This window comes from Pseudomonas lijiangensis (genome assembly GCF_018968705.1).
In the GTDB taxonomy this organism is placed as follows: Bacteria; Pseudomonadota; Gammaproteobacteria; order Pseudomonadales; family Pseudomonadaceae; genus Aquipseudomonas; species Aquipseudomonas lijiangensis.
In genome coordinates this window covers 1,422,881-1,438,348 of record NZ_CP076668.1, presented here as the reverse complement: position 1 = coordinate 1,438,348, position 15,468 = coordinate 1,422,881, and the positions used below count along the sequence as shown (strand labels likewise).

The following is a 15,468-nucleotide window of genomic DNA, read 5'->3' as shown; positions in this document are numbered from 1 at the left end:
TTACAACGACTTACCAGGACTCACGCCTCATGATGAACAACGATGTACTGCGCAGCGTGCGCTATATGCTGGACATCAGCGACAGCAAGATTGTCGAGATCACCAAGCTCACCGGCTTTGAAATCACCAAGAACGACGTGATTGCCTTTACCAGGAAAGAAGAGGAAGAAGGCTACCTCGATTGCAGCGATGAAATCATGGCCCACTTCCTCGATGGCCTGGTGATCTTCAAGCGCGGCAAGGACGACAGCCGTCCACCACAGCCCATCGAACTGCCGATCACCAACAATATCGTGCTCAAGAAACTGCGTGTCGCCTTCGAACTCAAGGAGGACGACATGCACGACATCCTCAAGTCCGTGAACTTCCCGGTGTCCAAACCGGAGCTCAGCGCCCTGTTCCGCAAGGTCGGCCACAACAACTACCGCGAATGCGGCGACCAGTTGCTGCGCAACTTCCTCAAGGGCCTGACCTTGCGCGTACGCGGCTGATTCGTGACCTACAACGTCTCTCCTGTCGGTTTCGTGCGCTCCTGCTTCAAGGAGAAATTCGCGATTCCGCGCCAGCCACAACTGGCTCCAGCCGCCCGTGGCTGCCTGGAGCTGGTTGCGCCCTTTGATCAGGGTGAAGCCGTACAAGGCCTGGAACAGGTCAGCCATGTCTGGCTGCTGTTTCTGTTCCATCAGGCTCTGGAAGACAAGCCACGCCTCAAGGTGCGTCCGCCGCGCCTGGGCGGCAACCAGTCCATGGGCGTGTTCGCCACCCGTGCAACGCACCGGCCCAATGGCATCGGGCAATCCGTGGTCAGGCTGGACAAGGTTGAGGCGGGACGACTGTGGATTTCCGGTATCGATCTGCTCGACGGCACGCCGGTGCTGGATATCAAGCCTTATGTGCCTTATGCCGATGCCCTGCCCCATGCAAGCAACCGCATTGCCAGCGCGGCACCGGAACTGATCCCTGTTCACTGGGAGGACAGCGCGCTGCTGCAAGCCCGTGAGCACGCACAACGCCTTGGCGAGCCACTGGTGGAACTGATCGAGCAATGCCTGGCCCAGGACCCGCGCCCGGCCTATCAGGTGCCTGCGCCGGAACGTCGCTACGGCGCGCAGTTCTGGGATATGGACGTGCGCTGGCACTATCCGCAGTCGGGGCTGATCCGGGTGCTTGAGGTTGTACCGGCTCCAAATCCCGCCCAATAAAAAACCGCCTCGCTCAGGAAGAGGGAGGCGGTTTCTATCACACCTGCTTACTTCTCGACGAATGCACGCTCGATCAGGTAGTCGCCCGGCTCACGCATGCGTGGGGAGACTGTCAGACCGAAGCTGTTCAGCACTTCGCTGGTTTCATCGAGCATGCTCGGGCTGCCGCACAGCATGGCGCGGTCGTCCTGAGGATTGATCGGTGGCAGACCGATGTCGCTGAACAGCTTGCCGCTGCGCATCAGGTCGGTCAGGCGGCCTTCATTCTCGAAAGGCTCACGGGTAACGGTCGGGTAGTAGATCAGTTTTTCGCGCAGCGCTTCACCGAAGAACTCGTTCTGCGGCAGGTGCTCGGTGATGAATTCGCGGTAGGCGACTTCGTTCACGTAACGTACGCCGTGGCACAGGATGACCTTCTCGAAACGCTCGTAGGTTTCCGGGTCCTGAATGACGCTCATGAACGGCGCCAGGCCAGTGCCGGTGCTCAGCAGGTACAGATGCTTGCCAGGCTTGAGGTCATCCAGCACCAGAGTGCCCGTAGGCTTCTTGCTGATGATGATCTCGTCGCCTTCCTTGAGGTGCTGCAACTGCGAGGTCAGCGGACCATCAGGCACCTTGATGCTGAAGAATTCCAGATGCTCTTCCCAGTTCGGGCTGGCAATCGAATAGGCGCGCATGAGCGGACGACCGTTAGGCTGCTGCAGACCGATCATCACGAACTGACCGTTCTCGAAACGCAGACCCGGATCGCGGGTGCACTTGAAACTGAAGAGAGTGTCGTTCCAGTGATGGACGCTGAGGACACGCTCGTGGTTCATGTTGCTCATGTACGTGGGAACTCCTGAAAAATTCGTCTGCGCCGGGTATAAGCGCTATTGCGCGACATTCTAGTGGCAGACACAATATCTGTTAAATTAATTATCAAGATATGGGTTATCGGTTATATAGATATGCGATTTACTCTTCGTCAGCTTCAAGTCTTCGTCGCCGTTGCCCAGCAGGAAAGCGTGTCCCGGGCAGCCGTCATGCTCTCCCTCTCGCAATCGGCGGCCAGCACATCCATCACCGAGCTGGAGCGCCAGTCCAGCTGCCAGTTGTTCGATCGCGCCGGCAAGCGATTGAGCCTCAACGCGACCGGACGCCAGTTATTGCCCCAGGCGGTGGCTCTGCTGGATCAGGCCAAGGAAATCGAAGACCTGCTCAACGGCAAGTCGGGCTTCGGCTCACTGGCGGTCGGCGCCACGCTGACCATCGGCAATTACCTGGCGACCCTGCTGATCGGCGGGTTCATGCAGCGTCACCCGGAAAGCCAGGTCAAGCTGCATGTCCAGAACACTGCGCATATCGTGCAGCAGGTGGCGCATTACGAAATTGATCTGGGTCTGATCGAAGGCGATTGCAGCCACCCCGATATAGAAGTGCAGTCCTGGGTCGAAGATGAGCTGGTGGTGTTTTGCGCGCCCCAGCATCCACTGGCCAAACGCGGCCATGCCAGCCTGGCGGAACTGACACGTGAAGCCTGGATTCTGCGTGAACAGGGCTCGGGCACACGGCTGACCTTCGATCAGGCCATGCGTCATCACCGTAACGGGCTGAACGTGCGTCTGGAGCTGGAGCACACCGAAGCCATCAAACGAGCGGTGGAATCGGGGCTGGGGATCGGTTGTATTTCCCGGCTGGCACTGCGCGACGCATTTCGACGTGGCAGCCTGGTGGCTCTGGATACGCCGGAGCTGGATCTGTCGCGGCAGTTCTACTTCATCTGGCACAAGCAGAAGTACCAGACCTCTGCCATGCGAGAGTTTCTCGAGTTGTGCCGCGCCTTTACCGCCGGGGTCCAGCGCAGCGACGAAATCGTGATACCTAGCCTTTACTGAAAAGGTCAGCCGAGCAGGATCACTCCCCAGACCACGGCAATCATGCTCAGCGCGACCAGCTGGGCGGCGCTGCCCATGTCCTTGGCATTCTTGGACAACGGGTGCAGGTCCAGGGAAATGCGGTCAATGGCCGCTTCGACTGCCGAGTTGAGCAGTTCGATGATCAGGGCCAGCAGGCATACAGCAATCAACAGGGCATGCTCGCCACGGCTGACGTTGACCACGAAGGACAACGGAATCAGCACGACATTGAGCAGCACCAGTTGGCGAAAGGCCGCTTCCCCTTTGAAGGCGGCCGACAGACCGTCAAAGGAATAACCTGCAGCATTGAGGATACGTTTCAGGCCGGTCTGGCCCTTGAAGGGTGAAGGCATGGATAGACTACTGTGTCGAAAGGTGAGGAAATCTAAGGCAACACGGGTCAAAAAAGCGTGAAGAACCGACGCTCAATTGGCCGAAACCGATTCCAGCTGTTGCAGCAACAACGCCGCCTGAGTGCGCGTGCGAACCCCGAGCTTGCGGAAAATCGCCGTGACATGAGCCTTGATGGTGGCTTCGGAAACGCTGAGTTCATAGGCGATCTGCTTGTTCAACAAGCCTTCACAGACCATGGTCAAGACGCGGAACTGCTGCGGCGTCAGGCTGGCAAGGCCGGCACTGGCTGCCTTGGCTTCATCCGACACGCTGACCACTTCATTGACTTGCGGCGGCCACCAGACATCACCCTCAAGCACGGTGCGTACCGCCTTCTGGATGGTTTCCAGGGGACTGGACTTGGGAATGAAGCCGCTGGCGCCGAACTCACGGGAGCGCACCACGATTGAAGCCTCTTCCTGGGCCGAAATCATGACCACCGGAATCTGTGGATACTGACCCCGCAACAACACCAGCCCGGAAAAACCATAGGCACCCGGCATGTTCAGATCCAGCAGGACAAGATCCCAGTCGGCCTTCTGCGCCAGATGAGATTCGATCTGGGCAATGCTCTCTGCCTCGACCAGCCGCACATCAGGCCCCAGGCCGATGCTCAACGCCTGATGCAACGCGCTACGAAACAGCGGATGATCATCGGCGATCAGGATGTCGTAGGTCATTTTTTGATCCTGTTTTTATAGTGAGCGCCCGGAACACGTTTACGCCAGGCCAGCAAGTTCAGCGCTCAGGCGGCGCCAAGCATGCCCAGCCCGGTAAAAGTGGTCAAGCTTGATACTGCCTTGAGTCCAACCCGAAATGGCAATCGGCCTCTATCCGCACAACAGGCACTCGGTTCTTCAAAGAAAAGCCTTCAGATAACTGTGAGCAGCATCATCCGGATCGATCGGCCTCTGGAACTTGGCACCCAGATAATGAGCGCTGAATACGTCCAGATAAGCATCCAGCACACTGCTGGCACTGGTATCTTCAGCCAGCTCCAGACAGAGCGCGGCGACCTCGGCGGTACAGAAGTGGTCATCGCGACGGGAACGACGCAACCGGTAACGCGAAATCTGCTCCGGCTCCAGGCTCAGTACCGGAAACCGCTCAAGGTAAGGGCTCTTGCGGAACATCTTGCGCGCTTCGGTCCAGGTCGCATCCAGAAGAATGAACAGCGGACGCTTGCCCTCTTCAAGCGCCACACGGGTCACGACCCGCTCCTTGGCGACGAACTCACCCGGAAAAACAATATAGGGCTGCCACTGCGGGTCATCCAGCAAGGCCAACAGTTGCTCGTCGACTTCGATGCGCGACCAGCCAAAGGCGTGGGTGTCCTCGATGACATCGGCAATCAGCCAGCCGGTGTTGGTCGGTTTCAACGGCTCGGTGTCATACATCAGCAGGCACATGCCCGAAGTTGCCGCGACTTTAGGCCGCCAGCCACACAGACAATAGCTGGAAATCACCCGACAATCCGGGCAGCGCGGTGCTCGGGAACCGCGAGCGATGAAGGGCTTGGTGCTACGGGCCAGACGCTGATCGCGCAGGCGGGAAACAGCATGGCTCATGGAAAGACACGCCCGCTGAAGAAAGGCATCGACACAGCAAGAACTCGACAGGGGTAAAAAGTCCGCGCAGTTTACCAGAGCCCCGGCGGTTCAACCTGCTTTCGAGCCGACTGCTCCTAACCTATACTGGCGCGCCATTGGAGCCGCGCCGTGGGCAGGTTATCCGGAACACACGTTGAAGTCGCTGGTCAAAACCGCCAGCCACTGAATCAGGAGAGTTTGATGCTGCGCCTCATCGCCCCAACCCTTACGCTTTTGCTCGTTGCCCCTCTGGCCGTGCAGGCAGCGTCAAAGCAGGAATTCGAACTCAGCACCATGCTGGAAAAAGTCGCGAAGGAAAGCAGCGTCGGCACGCCACGGGCAATCAACGAAGACATCCTGGACCAGGGTTACACCGTCAACGGCAAGGAGTTGATCAACCACCTGAGCGTGCGTGCAGGCCAGGCGCAGCAGATGCGTGCCAATCCGGACGCCGTCCGCAGCCAGTTGGGCAACAGCGTTTGCCACAACAACGGTTATCGCCAGTTGATGACCAAAGGCGCCGTGCTGAAATATCAATTCACCGAATACAAGACCAATCGCCCTGTCATCAGCCAGACCTTCCAGGCTTCGGACTGCGCGGTCAAGAAATCCGGCAAGTAAACGAAATCCCTCGCTTCATTGCGCGCTGCCCTGGAGGCGGCGCGCTCCTTCGCAAAGCCCCCTTCCAGCACCTTGCCACCCACCGATAATCGATAGCCTTTTAGAGGAAAGCGGGACATTATCGAGCCATCATATAACCTGAAGAGCGCGGCAACGTACGATGCTTTGCGATCCTGAGACGAGTCTTGTCAGGATCAAATCATTCTGCAGGAGGAGAAATCTTGAATGCCGTATGTACCTAACGATGTTCTATCGCAACACTTTCAGAGCAATGGTCTGGATATCACCAGCAAGATCGAGGAGCACATCAACCAGGTCGCTCCCGACAGTCCCAACCTGCCCCTTTATCGGGACATGATCCTCACCGTCCTGCGCATGGCCGAAGATGGCCGTAATCGCTGGGACGCCAAGATAACACTGCAAACACTGCGCGAACTGGACAGAGCCTTCCGGGTGCTGGAACGCTTCAAGGGGCGCCGCAAGGTGACGGTATTCGGCTCGGCACGCACGCCGGTGGAACATCCTCTGTATGCACAGGCCAGGGATCTTGGGGGAAAGCTGGCGCGCTCCGACATGATGGTCATCACCGGTGCCGGTGGCGGCATCATGGCTGCAGCACATGAAGGCGCCGGACGTGACAACAGCCTGGGCTTCAATATCACCCTGCCCTTCGAGCAGCATGCCAACGCGACGGTGGATGGCACTGAAAACCTCCTGCCGTTCCACTTCTTCTTTACCCGCAAGCTGTTCTTCGTCAAGGAAGCCGATGCGCTGGTGCTATGCCCGGGCGGCTTCGGCACCCTGGACGAAGCACTTGAAGTGCTGACACTGGTCCAGACCGGCAAAAGCCCGCTGGTGCCTGTGGTTTTGCTGGATACACCGGGCGGAAAATTCTGGCAGAGCGCGCTGGACTTCCTCAAGAATCAGTTGGAGGACAACCACTACATTCTGCCAGCCGACATGAAACTGATGCGCCTGGTTTACAGCACCGATGAAGCAGTTGAAGAGATCAACCGGTTCTACAGCAACTTCCACTCCAGTCGCTGGCTGAAGAACAAGTTCGTGATTCGCATGCATCACCCGCTCAGCGAGCAGGCAATGGCGCACATCCAGAAAACCTTTGCCGATATTTGCAGCAGCGAGGACTTCCATCAGCACAGTTATCAGGGGGAGGAGCACGACGAAGCGCAATTCAGTGACCTGACACGCCTCGCCTTTGCATTCACAGGGCGTAATCAGGGCCGGCTTCGCGAGTTGATCGACTACATCAACCTGCCGGAGAGTCTTGCCAGAAAAGCCTGATATCCGTACTGGATACCCGACTAATCATCCTCACCTCGGCCGCTCAACAGGCGGCCGATCATATCCAGCGGATACCCGCGATAGCTCAGGAAGCGGCCTTGCTGGGCACGCTCTTTCGCATCGGCAGGCAACCTGCCAGCGAACTTGCGCTGCCAGGTTTCGTACAAGCGGGCTTGCCAGTCGACACCGCACTCTCTGAGCGCTTCTTCAATATCCCCACGCTGCAAACCACGCTGCCCCAGTTCTTCGCGGATACGCAAAGGCCCATAGCCCGAACGTGCTTTGGAAGAAACGAAGCTTTCAAGGTAGCGGGATTCAGAGAGCAGCCCTTCCTCGACCAGACGATCAAGGGCGGACTCGATATGCTCGGGAGAAGCGCCGCGCTGACGCAATTTACGCGTCAGCTCGACTCGACCATGCTCGCGTCTCGCGAGCAGGTCCATTGCGGTTCGTCGTACGGCGACAGTGGTATCGAGCACAACTGGCATGAGGCTGATCAGATATCGGCGTCGATTTCAGCCATATCGTCGGCATCAGCGGGCTCACGGGAACCCGCAGCCTTGGTGTCGACACCAGCAGTCAGCAGCTTGTCACGGATCTGCTTCTCAAGCGCCGAACCGATTTCCGGGTTATCCGCCAGGAACTTGGCCGAGTTGGCTTTACCCTGACCGATCTTGCTGCCCTGGTAGCTGTACCAGGCGCCGGACTTCTCGACAAAGCCATGCAGCACAGCCAGATCGATGATTTCACCGTTGAGGTAGATACCCTTGCCGTAAAGGATCTGGAACTCTGCCTGACGGAACGGCGGAGCGACCTTGTTCTTCACGATCTTGACGCGGGTTTCGCTACCCACCACTTCGTCGCCTTCTTTCACCGCACCAGTGCGGCGGATGTCCAGACGCACCGAGGCGTAGAACTTCAGGGCGTTACCACCGGTGGTGGTTTCCGGGCTGCCGAACATCACGCCGATCTTCATACGGATCTGGTTGATGAAGATGACGAGGCAGTTGGCGTTCTTGATGTTACCGGTGATCTTGCGCAGCGCCTGGGACATCAGACGAGCCTGCAGACCTACGTGCATGTCGCCCATTTCGCCTTCGATTTCGGCCTTGGGTACCAGTGCAGCCACGGAGTCGACGACGATGACGTCAACGGCATTGGAGCGCACCAGCATGTCGGTGATTTCCAGTGCCTGTTCACCCGTGTCCGGCTGCGAAACCAACAGGTCGTCGACATTGACGCCCAGCTTGCCAGCGTATTCAGGGTCCAGTGCGTGCTCGGCATCGACGAACGCACAGGTTGCACCTGCTTTCTGGGCTTGAGCGATGACCGAAAGGGTCAGCGTGGTTTTACCCGAAGATTCCGGACCGTAGATTTCAACGATCCGGCCTTTAGGCAGACCGCCGATACCCAGCGCGATATCCAGACCCAGCGAACCGGTGGAAATAGAAGGAATAGCCTGACGGTCATGGTCACCCATGCGCATTACGGCGCCTTTACCGAATTGACGCTCGATCTGACCCAGGGCCGCAGCCAAGGCTTTCTTCTTGTTGTCGTCCATTGAAGTCCTCACGTAATCAAATTCAATTTAGGGCCTGAGCGATCAGAACACCTGTATAAGTAGACAGTATTATTCCACAGCGATGAGCGCTCGCCTACCCCTGTTTTGGCATTTCTCCAACAGCAAGCTGTATCAGCCCCTCTAGCGCGGCCTTGACCGTTTGTCGGCGCACTTCATCGCGATCACCGTCGAACTGTCGACGCCGGGCAATGAGCATGTCGCCCATGCCCCAGCACAACCATACCGTACCGACCGGTTTTTCCACCGAACCACCGCCCGGCCCTGCCACGCCGCTGACCGCCACGGCGAAACGTGCACCACTTCTTTCCTGTGCGCCGCGAACCATGGCTTCAACCACCGGCTGGCTGACGGCCCCCACCGTTTCGAAGAGTTCGGCAGGCACATCGAGCTGGCGGGTTTTCTGAGTATTGGAATAGGTGACATAGCCTGCCTCAAACCAGGCAGAGCTACCGCCGATACGAGTAATGGCTTCGGCAATCCCGCCGCCCGTGCAGGACTCGGCGGTCGCCACCTGAGCATTGACGGCTTGCAGATGCTTGCCGAGAGAAGCGGCAAGCCGGGTTATTTCATCCACGATCTTTTCCTGTACCAACCGAACGAAGCGGGCAAAGCGGTCGCCTGGGCAACCGCTTGCCAGAGAAGCCAACTATGACTCTTTTTTCCTGGGAGAGGGTTTGCGGATCGTCTCAACGGTTGTTTCTTTGGGCCGACGCTTGGCTTCATCAACGGTAATGAAGCGCCCGTTACCGGAATCTCGTGCTCGTTTGTTTTTCATATAAAAGTCCCTTTTTATAAGATGCCGCCCGTTATCGAGCAGCGACGCTGGAAGTCTATACAGGGCATCAGCATCCTTGGGCGCCCTGAAACCTTCGGTGACGATACAGGAAGTGTCAGCTGCGCCTGCGTTGTGGAGGTGTGCGTGGTAACCTTGCGCCCATCGCAAAAACACGGCAGACAACCCTCGGCACCAGAGGGATTCCATGTCGCCCCCTGAAATTTGCCCCACCCTTCTAACGAACTTGCCTAACCTACTGATGAATAAAGCAATTTCCGATCTCTCTTCGCACACCCCGATGATGCAGCAGTACTGGAAGCTGAAGAACCAGCATCCTGATCAACTGATGTTCTATCGCATGGGCGACTTCTATGAAATTTTCTACGAAGACGCCAAGAAAGCCGCCAAGCTGCTGGATATCACCCTGACTGCACGCGGTCAGTCGGCAGGCCAGAGCATCCCCATGTGCGGCATTCCCTACCATGCCGCAGAAGGCTATCTGGCCAAGCTGGTAAAGCTGGGCGAATCGGTGGTGATCTGCGAGCAGGTCGGCGATCCGGCAACCAGCAAGGGGCCGGTGGAACGTCAGGTCGTGCGCATCATCACGCCGGGCACCATCAGTGACGAAGCGTTCCTGGACGAGCGCCGGGACAACCTGCTCGCCGCCGTGCTGGGTGACGAACGCCTGTTTGGTCTGGCGGTACTGGACATCACCAGCGGCAATTTCAGCGTGCTTGAAATCAAGGGCTGGGAAAATCTGCTGGCCGAGCTTGAGCGCATCAACCCGGTCGAACTGCTGATCCCCGATGACTGGCCTCAAGGCCTGCCAGCGGAAAAGCGCCGTGGTTCACGCCGCCGTGCACCCTGGGATTTCGAGCGTGACTCGGCCCATAAAAGCCTGTGCCAGCAGTTTGCAACCCAGGACCTCAAAGGCTTTGGCTGCGAAACCCTGACACTGGCCATCGGTGCAGCAGGTTGCCTGCTGAGCTACGCCAAGGAAACCCAGCGCACCGCCTTGCCGCACTTGCGCAGTCTGCGCCACGAGCGTCTGGACGATACCGTGGTGCTGGACGCCGCCAGCCGCCGCAACCTCGAACTGGACACCAATCTGGCCGGTGGACGCGACAACACCCTGCAATCGGTCATGGACCGCTGCCAGACCGCAATGGGCACACGCCTGCTGACCCGCTGGCTGAATCGCCCACTGCGCGACCTGACCGTTCTCCAGGCGCGCCAGACCTCCATCGGCTGCTTCCTGGAAAGCTACCGCTTCGAGAGCCTGCAACCGCAGCTCAAGGAAATCGGCGATATCGAGCGCATCCTGGCGCGTATCGGCCTGCGCAACGCCCGTCCTCGCGATCTGGCTCGCCTGCGCGACGCACTGGGCGCCCTGCCGGCGCTGCAAGAAGCAATGACCAGCCTGGAAGCGCCGCACCTGCAACAACTGGCCAGAACCACCAGCACCTACCCGGAACTGGCAGACCTGTTGCAACGGGCAATCATCGATAACCCGCCCGCAGTGATCCGCGATGGCGGTGTGCTGAAGACCGGTTATGACGCCGAACTGGACGAGTTGCAGTCACTGAGCGAGAACGCCGGTCAGTTTCTGATCGACCTGGAGGCCCGTGAAAAGGCCCGTACCGGCCTGGCCAACCTGAAAGTGGGCTACAACCGCGTACACGGGTACTTCATCGAGCTGCCCAGCAAGCAGGCCGAACAGGCTCCTGCCGACTATATCCGTCGCCAGACCCTCAAAGGCGCCGAGCGCTTCATTACGCCCGAGCTGAAAGAGTTCGAGGACAAGGCACTGTCGGCCAAGAGCCGCGCCCTGGCCCGGGAAAAAATGCTCTACGAGGCTTTGCTGGAAGACCTGATCGGTCATCTGGCACCGCTGCAGGACACCGCCGCCGCCCTGGCCGAACTGGACGTCCTGAGCAACCTGGCCGAGCGGGCCCTGAATCTGGACCTCAACTGCCCGCGCTTCGTCAGCGAGCCGTGCATGCGCATCGATCAGGGTCGTCATCCGGTCGTCGAGCAAGTGCTGTCCACACCGTTCGTGGCCAACGACCTGTCTCTGGATGACAGCACCCGCATGCTGGTGATCACCGGCCCGAACATGGGCGGTAAATCGACCTACATGCGCCAGACCGCACTGATCGTATTGCTGGCCCACATTGGCAGCTTTGTACCGGCTGCCAGTTGCGAGCTGTCGCTGGTGGACAGGATCTTCACCCGTATCGGCTCCAGCGATGATCTGGCGGGCGGACGTTCGACCTTCATGGTGGAAATGAGCGAAACCGCCAACATTCTGCATAACGCGACCGATCGCAGCCTGGTGCTGATGGACGAAGTCGGCCGTGGCACCAGTACCTTTGACGGCCTTTCCCTGGCCTGGGCTGCGGCAGAATGTCTCGCCCAGTTGCGCGCCTATACCCTGTTCGCCACGCACTATTTCGAGCTGACGGTATTGCCCGAGAGCGAACCGCTGGTCACCAACGTGCATTTGAATGCCACTGAGCACAACGAGCGGATCGTGTTCCTGCACCGGGTTCTTCCGGGGCCGGCAAGCCAGAGCTACGGCCTGGCGGTGGCACAACTGGCGGGCGTTCCGGGCAAGGTCATCACTCGCGCCAAGGAGCATTTGCAGCGTCTGGAAACCACCAGCCTGCCCCACGAACAACCACGACCAAAACCCGGTAAACCGGCGGCGCCGATGCAAAGTGACCTGTTTGCAAGCCTGCCTCACCCGGTACTGGAAGAGCTGTCGAAGGTGAAAGTCGACGACCTGACACCTCGCCAGGCACTGGAGTTGCTGTACTCATTGCAAACTCGGATCTGACGCGAAGTGATACAAGCTGTTAGAATCCCGCGCGGTTTGGGATGCTCTCAGCTTTTAGCCTGGTTGGGCAGCTAGTCGAGCCGCGTGAAAACGCAGCGAACCAAGGGTCGAGCGGCAGACAATGCAGTCAGGCCGCTCACTCCAAGCACGTGTTTTTCACAAGGCCGGGAAACTCCCCGAACCTGGCAGCCCCTATCTGGAAGGGCAATGCCGCAGCCGCCTGAGGAGAAAATTAGAAATGACCTTCGTCGTCACCGACAACTGCATCAAGTGCAAGTACACCGACTGCGTAGAAGTCTGTCCGGTGGACTGCTTTTACGAAGGCCCGAACTTCCTGGTGATTCACCCGGATGAGTGCATCGATTGCGCGCTTTGTGAGCCTGAATGCCCTGCGCAAGCCATCTTCTCGGAAGATGAGGTTCCCGCCGGCATGGAAAACTTCATCGAGCTCAACGCCGAACTCGCGGAAGTATGGCCAAACATCACCGAAAGAAAAGATGCCCTGCCCGACGCAGAAGAATGGGACGGCAAGACAGGCAAGATCGCAGATCTGGAACGCTGAGTTCCGGTATTGCCAAAAAGGCCCTTCGGGGCCTTTTTCGTGGGCGGGAAACAGATTTTACAGGCAAAAAAAAGGGGCGGTATGACCCGCCCACATTTCTTCCCTAATCCCTGTAATCCTTTTCATCATCCTGATGAATCGCTTCTTGCGATGTCCTTGACTGTCTTCCTTGACTGCCTGTGCCTGTCCGTTGGCACAGTTCTGATATTAGTGATTTTCAGGCCGTGGGCAACACCCGAAAACTCGCAAAAATATTTCTTACCGCGCCGTTTAAAAAATAAAACTCTTTTAAATTCATCGAACTAGCAGAACTCACGTTCAGAAAAATCTTTTATCCGTCCCAATAAACCCCTGATAACTTACAACACGGGTAAGCAAAGGCTTACGCACCTTGCGCATATCTCTGGCAAAGACCTGTAGAGCCCCCATGACTCTTCCCTTGAGAGAACAGCAAAGAGATCAGACAACTTTATAGGATGGTGATCATGTAAAAGGCCGATACAAACATTTGATGTTCATATCGGCCTTTCGACGCAGAGGGTTGGGAGAGGAGAGGTTTATTGGAAGAGGGATTCGCTCGAAAGACCGTTCTTTTCGAGGATTTCACGCAGACGCTTCAAGCCTTCGACCTGAATCTGACGCACACGCTCACGGGTAAGACCGATCTCGAGACCGACATCCTCGAGGGTGCTGCTTTCATGCCCGCGCAAGCCGAAACGACGTATCACTACTTCGCGCTGCTTGTCGGTCAGTTCGGACAGCCATTGATCGATACTCTGAGAGAGATCATCGTCCTGCAGGAGCTCACAGGGGTCCGTAGGGCGATCATCCGTCAGGGTATCGAGCAGCGTCTTGTCGGAATCCGGACCCAGAGAGACATCCACCGAGGAAACACGCTCGTTGAGCCCAAGCATGCGCTTGACCTCGCCGACGGGTTTTTCCAGCAGGTTGGCGATCTCCTCGGGAGACGGTTCGTGATCGAGCTTCTGTGTGAGTTCACGAGCGGCACGCAGATAGACATTCAGCTCCTTGACCACATGAATCGGCAACCGGATGGTCCGGGTCTGATTCATGATTGCACGCTCGATGGTCTGACGAATCCACCATGTCGCGTAAGTCGAGAAACGGAAACCGCGCTCCGGATCGAATTTTTCAACAGCCCGGATAAGGCCCAGGTTGCCCTCTTCGATCAGATCAAGCAATGACAACCCACGATTGACATAGCGCCTGGCAATTTTGACTACCAGACGCAGATTGCTTTCAATCATGCGCTTGCGTCCAGCCGGATCCCCACGCTGCGACAATCTCGCAAAGTGGACCTCCTCTTCCGGGGACAGCAGGGGTGAGAACCCTATTTCATTGAGATACAACTGGGTAGCATCGAGCGCCCGAGTGTAATCAATATATTTATGTTGTTTGAGCGATGAGTTGTGCTTGGCTTTCGTTCGATCCGATGCGGCAGTAGACGGCTGCTTCTCGTTCGAGTTGTCCTCCAGGACAATGCCGGTTTCCATGAGGAGCACTTCATCATCGATGTCAAACTCCGGCGCTTCGCTGCTAAGAGCCATTGTTATAGTCCTTTGGTGAGTTCGACCTCAAGCTCAGCGCCGCCTATATCCGTGGCAACGCTTGAGCCCATTCCCTCTGCGTCAGGAACAGGCTGACAACTATCAACGACGTGGCAAAAACTGCAGTGGATCTACAGGCTTTCCTTGGCGGCGAATCTCGAAATGCAGCTTCACCCGGTCAGTTCCTGTGGACCCCATCTCGGCAATTGTCTGTCCCGCCTTGACCTGTTGCCCCTCCCGTACCAAAAGCCTGCGGTTGTGACCGTAAGCACTGACGTAGGTATCGCTGTGTTTGATGATTATCAATTCGCCGTAGCCCCGCAATCCACTTCCGGCGTAAACAACTGATCCATCAGACGCGGCTAAAACAGGCTGTCCCAAATCACCTGCGATATCAATTCCTTTATTCAAACTTCCGTTTGAGGAAAATTTTCCTATCAAAGTGCCACTTGCCGGCCATGCCCAACCTGTCGGGGACTTGCCCGCAATACCCACGGGAGTATCGCCAGCGGGAGGTATAACCACGGGTGTCACCGCGACCGGTTTGGAGATGACTGTCGTCTTGACCGAGCCGGAACTGCTGGTACGGGTGGAGGTGGACGAGGTCACCGGACCTGGTTGCGCTACGACCGGAGCGGAAGCCACAGACTCGGATGTTGAATTTGAACGCCCGTCAAAGCGAATCGTCTGGCCGGGTTTAATCGTGTAGGGCTCGGGGATCTGGTTTCGCGCAGCGAGTGCTTTCCAGTCCCAGCCGTAACGAAATGCAATGGAAAAAAGTGTGTCGCCACGTCGCACGACATATTGTCCGGTCGTGACGGCAGGACGCTGTGACGTCACGTTGCCGTTGCGATCAACGACACGAACACCGCCCGACGGAGAACTGGCGCAGCCGACCAAGAGGACACTGAGCACAATGCCAATCACCAGACGCTGATAACTTGTTGAACAATTTAGCTGCCGAATGACTCTGTGACTCACCCGCCACTCCCTTTACTGGTGACTGAATTCGAAAGATGCCTATTGTGCCGCAACAACGGCGGGCAGCCAGTGATTAACAATGCCAAGCCCTTGTCATGCATGAATCATGTTGGTGAAGTGATGCCATGCTGCCATACAGGGTAAGTAGACCGATGA

At 57.6% G+C, this 15,468-nt stretch carries 17 protein-coding genes; 7 read left to right on the top strand and 10 right to left on the bottom strand.

Annotated features, from left to right (window positions below):
• Nucleotides 1-29: 29 nt before the first annotated feature.
• Nucleotides 30-491: a YehS family protein gene (locus tag KQP88_RS06305; RefSeq protein WP_198724970.1), complete on the top strand. Its 462-nt coding sequence runs from the start codon at nt 30-32 to the stop codon at nt 489-491.
• Nucleotides 492-494: 3 nt separating this feature from the next.
• On the top strand, nt 495-1,202 hold the full coding sequence (gene tsaA / locus KQP88_RS06300; RefSeq protein WP_216705122.1) for a tRNA (N6-threonylcarbamoyladenosine(37)-N6)-methyltransferase TrmO: 708 nt from the start codon (nt 495-497) through the stop codon (nt 1,200-1,202).
• 47 nt (nt 1,203-1,249) lie between these two features.
• Here the strand turns inward: tsaA and fpr are convergent, their stop codons facing one another.
• Complete coding sequence (gene fpr, locus KQP88_RS06295; protein WP_007923929.1) at nt 1,250-2,029, bottom strand: ferredoxin-NADP reductase; 780 nt, start codon at nt 2,027-2,029, stop codon at nt 1,250-1,252.
• Between the two features lie 123 nt (nt 2,030-2,152).
• On the opposite strand from fpr, the gene KQP88_RS06290 reads away from it, so the two are divergent.
• On the top strand, nt 2,153-3,079 hold the full coding sequence (locus KQP88_RS06290) for a LysR family transcriptional regulator (protein ID WP_025258983.1): 927 nt from the start codon (nt 2,153-2,155) through the stop codon (nt 3,077-3,079).
• Nucleotides 3,080-3,084: 5 nt separating this feature from the next.
• On the opposite strand, the gene KQP88_RS06285 is transcribed toward KQP88_RS06290, so the two are convergent.
• The 3 genes from KQP88_RS06285 to KQP88_RS06275 form a co-directional block, all read right to left on the bottom strand.
• Nucleotides 3,085-3,453, bottom strand: coding sequence for a diacylglycerol kinase (locus KQP88_RS06285; protein ID WP_216705121.1), 369 nt, complete (start codon nt 3,451-3,453; stop codon nt 3,085-3,087).
• 72 nt (nt 3,454-3,525) lie between these two features.
• Nucleotides 3,526-4,173, bottom strand: coding sequence for a response regulator transcription factor ErdR (gene erdR, locus KQP88_RS06280; RefSeq protein ID WP_216705120.1), 648 nt, complete (start codon nt 4,171-4,173; stop codon nt 3,526-3,528).
• A 177-nt stretch (nt 4,174-4,350) separates the two neighbouring features.
• Nucleotides 4,351-5,061, bottom strand: coding sequence for a tRNA-uridine aminocarboxypropyltransferase (locus tag KQP88_RS06275; protein WP_198724964.1), 711 nt, complete (start codon nt 5,059-5,061; stop codon nt 4,351-4,353).
• Between the two features lie 222 nt (nt 5,062-5,283).
• Between KQP88_RS06275 and KQP88_RS06270 the strand changes: the two genes are divergently transcribed.
• Both KQP88_RS06270 and KQP88_RS06265 read left to right on the top strand, forming a co-directional pair.
• Nucleotides 5,284-5,703, top strand: a complete 420-nt coding sequence (locus KQP88_RS06270) for a quorum-sensing-regulated virulence factor family protein (RefSeq protein ID WP_200993487.1) — start codon at nt 5,284-5,286, stop codon at nt 5,701-5,703.
• Nucleotides 5,704-5,928: 225 nt separating this feature from the next.
• On the top strand, nt 5,929-7,005 hold the full coding sequence (locus KQP88_RS06265) for an LOG family protein (protein ID WP_216705119.1): 1,077 nt from the start codon (nt 5,929-5,931) through the stop codon (nt 7,003-7,005).
• A gap of 20 nt (nt 7,006-7,025) precedes the next feature.
• Here KQP88_RS06265 and recX read toward each other — a convergent pair whose 3' ends face one another.
• The 4 genes from recX to KQP88_RS06245 form a co-directional block, all read right to left on the bottom strand.
• Entirely contained in the window at nt 7,026-7,493 is a 468-nt protein-coding gene (gene recX / locus KQP88_RS06260) for a recombination regulator RecX (protein WP_216705118.1), read from the bottom strand.
• 8 nt (nt 7,494-7,501) lie between these two features.
• Nucleotides 7,502-8,566 (bottom strand): recombinase RecA, encoded by a 1,065-nt coding sequence (gene recA / locus KQP88_RS06255; RefSeq protein ID WP_200993484.1) that lies wholly within the window; start codon nt 8,564-8,566, stop codon nt 7,502-7,504.
• Between the two features lie 94 nt (nt 8,567-8,660).
• Nucleotides 8,661-9,161, bottom strand: a complete 501-nt coding sequence (locus KQP88_RS06250) for a CinA family protein (protein ID WP_216705901.1) — start codon at nt 9,159-9,161, stop codon at nt 8,661-8,663.
• 72 nt (nt 9,162-9,233) lie between these two features.
• Nucleotides 9,234-9,569, bottom strand: coding sequence for a competence protein CinA (locus KQP88_RS06245; RefSeq protein WP_216706047.1), 336 nt, complete (start codon nt 9,567-9,569; stop codon nt 9,234-9,236).
• A 64-nt stretch (nt 9,570-9,633) separates the two neighbouring features.
• On the opposite strand from KQP88_RS06245, the gene mutS reads away from it, so the two are divergent.
• Nucleotides 9,634-12,201, top strand: coding sequence for a DNA mismatch repair protein MutS (gene mutS, locus KQP88_RS06240; protein ID WP_216705900.1), 2,568 nt, complete (start codon nt 9,634-9,636; stop codon nt 12,199-12,201).
• Nucleotides 12,202-12,439: 238 nt separating this feature from the next.
• A complete protein-coding gene (fdxA, locus tag KQP88_RS06235) occupies nt 12,440-12,763 on the top strand; it encodes a ferredoxin FdxA (protein WP_152957243.1) in 324 nt (107 codons plus the stop codon).
• A gap of 557 nt (nt 12,764-13,320) precedes the next feature.
• Here the strand turns inward: fdxA and rpoS are convergent.
• Together rpoS and KQP88_RS06225 are read right to left on the bottom strand one after the other, a co-directional pair.
• Nucleotides 13,321-14,331, bottom strand: coding sequence for an RNA polymerase sigma factor RpoS (rpoS, locus tag KQP88_RS06230; RefSeq protein WP_025258973.1), 1,011 nt, complete (start codon nt 14,329-14,331; stop codon nt 13,321-13,323).
• Nucleotides 14,332-14,433: 102 nt separating this feature from the next.
• On the bottom strand, nt 14,434-15,312 hold the full coding sequence (locus KQP88_RS06225) for a peptidoglycan DD-metalloendopeptidase family protein (RefSeq protein ID WP_200993482.1): 879 nt from the start codon (nt 15,310-15,312) through the stop codon (nt 14,434-14,436).
• Nucleotides 15,313-15,468: the final 156 nt, after the last annotated feature.

What these genes read in the sequence shown, in the direction of transcription:
- recA (WP_200993484.1), bottom strand. Translation starts at nt 8,566, where the DNA reads ATGGACGACAACAAGAAGAAAGCCTTGGCTGCGGCCCTGGGTCAGATC.
- fdxA (WP_152957243.1), top strand. Translation starts at nt 12,440, where the DNA reads ATGACCTTCGTCGTCACCGACAACTGCATCAAGTGCAAGTACACCGAC.
- KQP88_RS06305 (WP_198724970.1), top strand. Translation starts at nt 30, where the DNA reads ATGATGAACAACGATGTACTGCGCAGCGTGCGCTATATGCTGGACATC.
- KQP88_RS06275 (WP_198724964.1), bottom strand. Translation starts at nt 5,061, where the DNA reads ATGAGCCATGCTGTTTCCCGCCTGCGCGATCAGCGTCTGGCCCGTAGC.
- KQP88_RS06285 (WP_216705121.1), bottom strand. Translation starts at nt 3,453, where the DNA reads ATGCCTTCACCCTTCAAGGGCCAGACCGGCCTGAAACGTATCCTCAAT.
- KQP88_RS06290 (WP_025258983.1), top strand. Translation starts at nt 2,153, where the DNA reads ATGCGATTTACTCTTCGTCAGCTTCAAGTCTTCGTCGCCGTTGCCCAG.
- rpoS (WP_025258973.1), bottom strand. Translation starts at nt 14,331, where the DNA reads ATGGCTCTTAGCAGCGAAGCGCCGGAGTTTGACATCGATGATGAAGTG.
- recX (WP_216705118.1), bottom strand. Translation starts at nt 7,493, where the DNA reads ATGCCAGTTGTGCTCGATACCACTGTCGCCGTACGACGAACCGCAATG.
- fpr (WP_007923929.1), bottom strand. Translation starts at nt 2,029, where the DNA reads ATGAGCAACATGAACCACGAGCGTGTCCTCAGCGTCCATCACTGGAAC.
- KQP88_RS06265 (WP_216705119.1), top strand. Translation starts at nt 5,929, where the DNA reads ATGCCGTATGTACCTAACGATGTTCTATCGCAACACTTTCAGAGCAAT.
- erdR (WP_216705120.1), bottom strand. Translation starts at nt 4,173, where the DNA reads ATGACCTACGACATCCTGATCGCCGATGATCATCCGCTGTTTCGTAGC.
- KQP88_RS06245 (WP_216706047.1), bottom strand. Translation starts at nt 9,569, where the DNA reads ATGGAATCCCTCTGGTGCCGAGGGTTGTCTGCCGTGTTTTTGCGATGG.
- KQP88_RS06270 (WP_200993487.1), top strand. Translation starts at nt 5,284, where the DNA reads ATGCTGCGCCTCATCGCCCCAACCCTTACGCTTTTGCTCGTTGCCCCT.